Raw genomic sequence first — 5,107 nt, forward strand, 5'->3', positions numbered from 1 at the left:
AAGCAGATTCCTTTTTGAATGTCGCTGAATCCTCGGCGAAAACCGCTGAATCTCCGGCGGAAATCGCTGAATCTCCGGCGGAAATCGCTGAATCTCCGGCGAAAATCGCTGAATCTCCGGCGGAAATCGCTGAATCCTCAGCAAGAATCGCTGAAACCTCGGCGAAAACCGCTGAAACCTCGGCGAAAACCGCTGAATCCTCAGCGAAAACCGCTGAATCCCCGGCAAGAATCGCTGAATCCTCGGCAAAAACTGCTAAATCCGTTTCCGCACAAGCCCCGCTAAAGAATGCTTTCATTTATGCGTTAATTAATAAATCAGGTTTTTTATTTTCAAGTGGGTTCGTTTGTTCAAAAGCATAGCCGGCATTTAAGATTGCCGCTTCGCCAAAAGCAGGCCCCATGAATTGTAAACCTACTGGAAGTCCTTGACTAAAACCACAAGGTACGGATAATGCTGGCAGTCCAGTTAAGTTACCCGGCCCCATAAAGCGAATAATATTATCGATCAAATCAACTTTTTTACCGTTAAGGTCTGCCCAGTCATCGCCAATGTCATTTGGCAAGATTGGTAATGTTGGTATTGCAAGGATATCCACTTTTTCAAAAGCTTTTCTGAAGTCATGTTTCAATTGTCTTCTTACTTGTTGTGCTTGCAAGTAATCGACAGCAGAAGGCAGTTCACCTAGCTCAAATAACATACGAATATCATGGCCAAAATCATTTGGTCTTGTTAACATATCGCTATGGTGAATAGCAGATGCTTCAGATAGGGAAGTGACTAACTCTGCCCATTCCGCATATTTAAGGGTAGGAATCTTCACTGTTTGAACTTTAGCACCTTGGTCAACTAATTTTTGAATTCCCGCACGTACAAGCTTTTCAATTTCAGAGTCGACTTCATTAAAGTAATAGTCTTCCTCTATTCCGATAACGAGGTCTTTTACATCTCCAGTTACTTTTCCTATGTAATCGTCAACTGGAACGTCAACCGTTGTAGGGTCGTTTGGATCAAAACCAGCGATGATTTGCAATAATCCAGCAGCATCTTTAACTGTTTTTGTCATTGGTCCGACATGGTCGAGTGACCAAGCCAAAGGATATACGCCATATTTACTTACACGGCCAAAGGTTTGTTTTAACCCAACAATTCCATTTGCAGATGAAGGAATACGGATAGAACCTGCTGTGTCAGTACCTAATGAAGCGACACTAGAGCCAACAGCAACTGCTGCACCTGAACCACCGCTAGAGCCCCCAGGGATTTTCTCAAGATTCCAAGGGTTTTTCACTGCACCATAATGTGGGTTATTGTTCGTGATTCCCCAAGCATATTCATGCATACTCACTTTTCCTGTGAAAATAACACCGGCATTTCTTAATTTTTTAATGACTGTAGCATCATAATCGGAAACAAAGTCCTTATGAATTTTCGAAGACATTGTTGTCACTTTATCTTTAAAATATACGTTATCTTTAATCCCCATAGGAATACCGTGATACATGCCGCGATAATTCCCGTTCATAATTTCTTCTTCTACTTTTTTGGCATCTTCTATTGCATCCTCGCGGTAAACTTCCATATACGCATTAATTTTTCCTTCTGTCGCTTCTGCCTGATTTAATATCGCCTCTGTTAATTCAACAGGGGAAAGTTCTTTTTTCTCAATGAGTGGTGCTAATTCTTCAACCGCCATTGCTGCTAAATTTTTACTCAACATGATCACCTCCAGGAATATTCCGTAGCGCTATGTCTGCATCATCAATGTTTACACCATCTAAGTCTCCACGCAGTTCCGCCATTGCTTTCCAACGTCTGTCCAAAACTTCAAGATGTTCCTCTCTCGGTTTAATTCCTTTGTTTTCCAATATCTCTTTAATTGATAACGACAAGTTGACCACTCCTTTTGAAATCTTTTTGGAACGCTTTCTTTATGAGGAAAGTATTCTAGGAAACAGTTATGCAAGTTATATGCCAATCCTATTTTGGTGAAAATATATCTTATGCATCTAAGTGATAGACCTTATCATTTCAACGATATAAGTGTAAAAATTAATGTTTAATTGATTGAATATTTCCGAAGAGAAAGTTATTATTTAATAGAAAGGTATTTTATATATGTCTCATTTTGAAAACGTTTTCCCATTTTGGGACATAAATGAAGGAGGAACTAAAGTGCAAATAAAGGTTGGCCTCTTATTTTCTTTGACAGGCACGACTTCGATTACTGAAAAAGGACAATACGATGCCGCCTGCTTCGCCATCCATCAATTCCAACGACAAGGACATAACATAGAGATAATTACTAGAGATATTTGTTCTGATCCACATAAGGCTAGAAAGGAAGCAGAGGCACTCGTTCGACGAGGTGTTAAGGTGTTTATTGGTTGTTACACGTCTGCCTGCCGCAAAGCTGTATTACCGGTACTTGAGAAGTACAATTGTTTACTTGTTTACCCGACTTTATACGAAGGGCAAGAAGATCATCCGAACGTTTTTTATACTGGAGAGGTACCAAATCAGCAAGTTCATACATTAATTGACTATTTGATGAGTCATTATGGGAAACGAATTTACTTAATAGGAAATGATTATATTTATCCACGTGAAACAAATGCACAAGTAAAATCGTATGTTGCAGATAAAAAGGGAGAAATTATTGCAGAAGAATACGTCCCTTTTGGACATAAGGAATTTCATCGTATTATTCAAGATATTATATTACAAAAACCAGATGCGATTTTTTCGACGTTAGTAGGACAAAGTGTACTGTCTTTCTATAAAGCGTATAAACAGATAGGACTGGATCCAGATTCATTACCGATTTTTAGTCCAATTACAAAAGAAACGGAAATAGCAGCAATGGGATCAGAAGTCGGACAAGGGCACTATAGTTCTGCAAGTTACTTTCAGTCATTAGATAACTCGCTAAACAAAAAGTTCGTAACAAATTTCAACGAATTTTTTAATGAAAATAAGGCTATCTCCTCTGTTATGTTCAATACATACTTGGGAACAGAGATAGTTCTTGATGCAATGATACACAAAAAGAGTTCTCATATTGATCAGATTTTTCAATATATAAGTGGCAGAAAAATAGATACCGCGTGTGGAGAGTTGCGCATCGATAAAGAAAAACGTCATCTTTCACGTCCGGTTAAAATTGGAAAAGTGCTATCGAATGGTCAATTTAAAATTGTTTGGGACTCGGATAATAATATAAAACCTCGCCCGTATAAAATTAAAGAATCCAAACAAAGTCATTTGAATGAAATTGTTCTAAATGCCTGGGGACAGATAAGTGAAGAAGCAATCATTGCATTATCCGAGGATAGAACGATTCAATATATGAGCTTGAAGGCGAAAGAAATGACAGGCTTTCAAAACGGCGAAACACTCACTCCTCAAATGATTAAACATATGGAAAATAAGTTTGAAGTCAATTCCTATCCGGCAAAACTAAAAACATTGATTTTACTAAAACCTAACTTTCAAAAATCCTTTGATCCAATCTTTCAATTTGGAACGATTCAAACTAAAAATGTAAACTTTCAACATGAATTAGAAACGGCGACGATTGCCGCACAAACAACTGCAAATGTTTTAATCCTTGGTGAAACAGGTACTGGAAAAGAAATAATGGCTCGTACTATTCATGAAGAAAGTAGTAGGAGAAACGGTCCTTTTATCGCAGTAAATACCGGAGCAATCCCGAAAGATTTAATAGCGAGTGAATTGTTCGGTTATTCAGAAGGTACATTTACGGGGGCTAAAAAGGGCGGAGCAATTGGGAAATTTGAAAGTGCCCATAACGGTACACTATTCCTAGATGAGATAGGTGATATGCCAATTGAATTTCAGGTTATTTTATTGCGTGCGATTGAAACGAAAAGAATAATCCGGCTTGGCGATACAATAGAGCGACCAGTCGATATCCGGATTATCGCTGCAACGAATAGGGACTTAGAAGAGGAGATTGCGTACAACAATTCATTCAGATCTGATCTGTATTACAGGTTGAATGTTCTAAATATTGATATTCCGCCTTTACGGGAACGCCCTGAAGATATTGAAGCTCTTGCTTGGACTTTTATGAAACAGTTCCAAGAACAGTATGGGGATGGACCAACACAGATTGACCAAGAAGCAATGCAACTCTTTATCGAGTATCCTTGGCCGGGTAATATTAGGGAACTTAGAAATATTATGGAGCGCGCATTTTTACTATCGAGGAGAAACTCCAAAAAAATTACAAGTAGTCACTTACCTAGAAATATAAAAGGGTATTACAACCGGAAAATGCATTCAGAACTGACGTTAAAAGATGTTGAAAAGAAAATGATTACTCAAGCGTTAGCGGAGACGAATAGTGTAAAGGAAGCATCAAAAAAGTTAGGTATAGGTAGAAGCACGCTTTACAGAAAAATGAAGGAATTTAAAATAAGTGTGTAATTTTAGCAAAATTTCATTTGACAACAAATAATAAACAGTGTACAGTAGTATTTACAATTTAATCAGATTTATTTTTTCTTATCCAGAGAGGTGGAGGGACTGGCCCGGTGAAGCCTCGGCAACAGACTTTTTAAGTACTGTGCCAATTCCAGCAAGCTAAGTGCCTGAAAGATAAGAAGAGAGAGAAATAAACGTATATTCAACCTCTTCTTATCTTGATAAGAAGAGGTTTTTTACTTATTGGACCACCAAAAGTAATATAACTCTTCTCGCTAAAGCTTTGCAAGTTCCAATGAAAAGAGCTTGTACTTTACATCCATTAGCTAAAGGGGAGATGAGAATTTGAGCAAACTGGATCAAGTGAAACTGGACTATTTACAGGCTGTTTTACAAGAAATTGAGTATGGGTCTGTTGTAATTACGATTCATGATGGTCGTATTACACAAATTGACGCAACAGAGAAAAAACGTTTTAGTAAAACCTTAGTTTAATAAAAATAACGAGGTTGCCGATTAGACGACTAAAGGCATCTTGCATCTATCTCTAGCCATTTTGGTATAGAGAGGATGCTGGATGTCTTTTATTTGTGCGCCAGGCATGGCGACCATCTAGGTGGTGAAAGTCCACTGTGGAGGTACACATCAACCAACCACT

General features: G+C 38.2%; 5 protein-coding genes and 1 riboswitch. Of the genes, 3 read left to right on the forward strand and 2 right to left on the reverse strand.

The features are described from left to right. Positions 1-362 (forward strand): hypothetical protein (locus ACPYKA_RS18655; protein ID WP_479543708.1); only part of this gene is annotated, 362 nt, incomplete at its 5' end. Here the strand turns inward: ACPYKA_RS18655 and ACPYKA_RS18660 are convergent. Further along, positions 299-1,720 (reverse strand): amidase, encoded by a 1,422-nt coding sequence (locus tag ACPYKA_RS18660; RefSeq protein ID WP_479543709.1) that lies wholly within the window; start codon positions 1,718-1,720, stop codon positions 299-301. The genes ACPYKA_RS18655 and ACPYKA_RS18660 overlap by 64 nt on opposite strands. Then, positions 1,710-1,892 (reverse strand): hypothetical protein, encoded by a 183-nt coding sequence (locus tag ACPYKA_RS18665; RefSeq protein WP_479543710.1) that lies wholly within the window; start codon positions 1,890-1,892, stop codon positions 1,710-1,712. Before ACPYKA_RS18665 ends, ACPYKA_RS18660 begins: the two co-directional genes overlap by 11 nt. A gap of 283 nt (positions 1,893-2,175) precedes the next feature. On the opposite strand from ACPYKA_RS18665, the gene ACPYKA_RS18670 reads away from it, so the two are divergent. Then, complete coding sequence (locus ACPYKA_RS18670) at positions 2,176-4,452, forward strand: transporter substrate-binding protein (protein ID WP_479543711.1); 2,277 nt, start codon at positions 2,176-2,178, stop codon at positions 4,450-4,452. A gap of 75 nt (positions 4,453-4,527) precedes the next feature. Next, positions 4,528-4,630, forward strand: a riboswitch (SAM riboswitch). A gap of 164 nt (positions 4,631-4,794) precedes the next feature. After that, positions 4,795-4,944 carry a YezD family protein gene (locus ACPYKA_RS18675; protein ID WP_479543712.1) on the forward strand — a complete coding sequence of 50 codons (150 nt, stop codon included), beginning with the start codon at positions 4,795-4,797 and terminating at the stop codon, positions 4,942-4,944. The last annotated feature ends 163 nt before the right edge of the window (positions 4,945-5,107 follow it).

This window comes from Pseudogracilibacillus amylolyticus (SeqCode), assembly GCF_051918545.1.
In the GTDB taxonomy this organism is placed as follows: Bacteria; Bacillota; Bacilli; order Bacillales; family Amphibacillaceae; genus Pseudogracilibacillus.

Coding starts and splice junctions, on each gene's coding strand:
- ACPYKA_RS18660 (WP_479543709.1), bottom strand. CDS start 1,720: ATGTTGAGTAAAAATTTAGCAGCAATGGCGGTTGAAGAATTAGCACCA.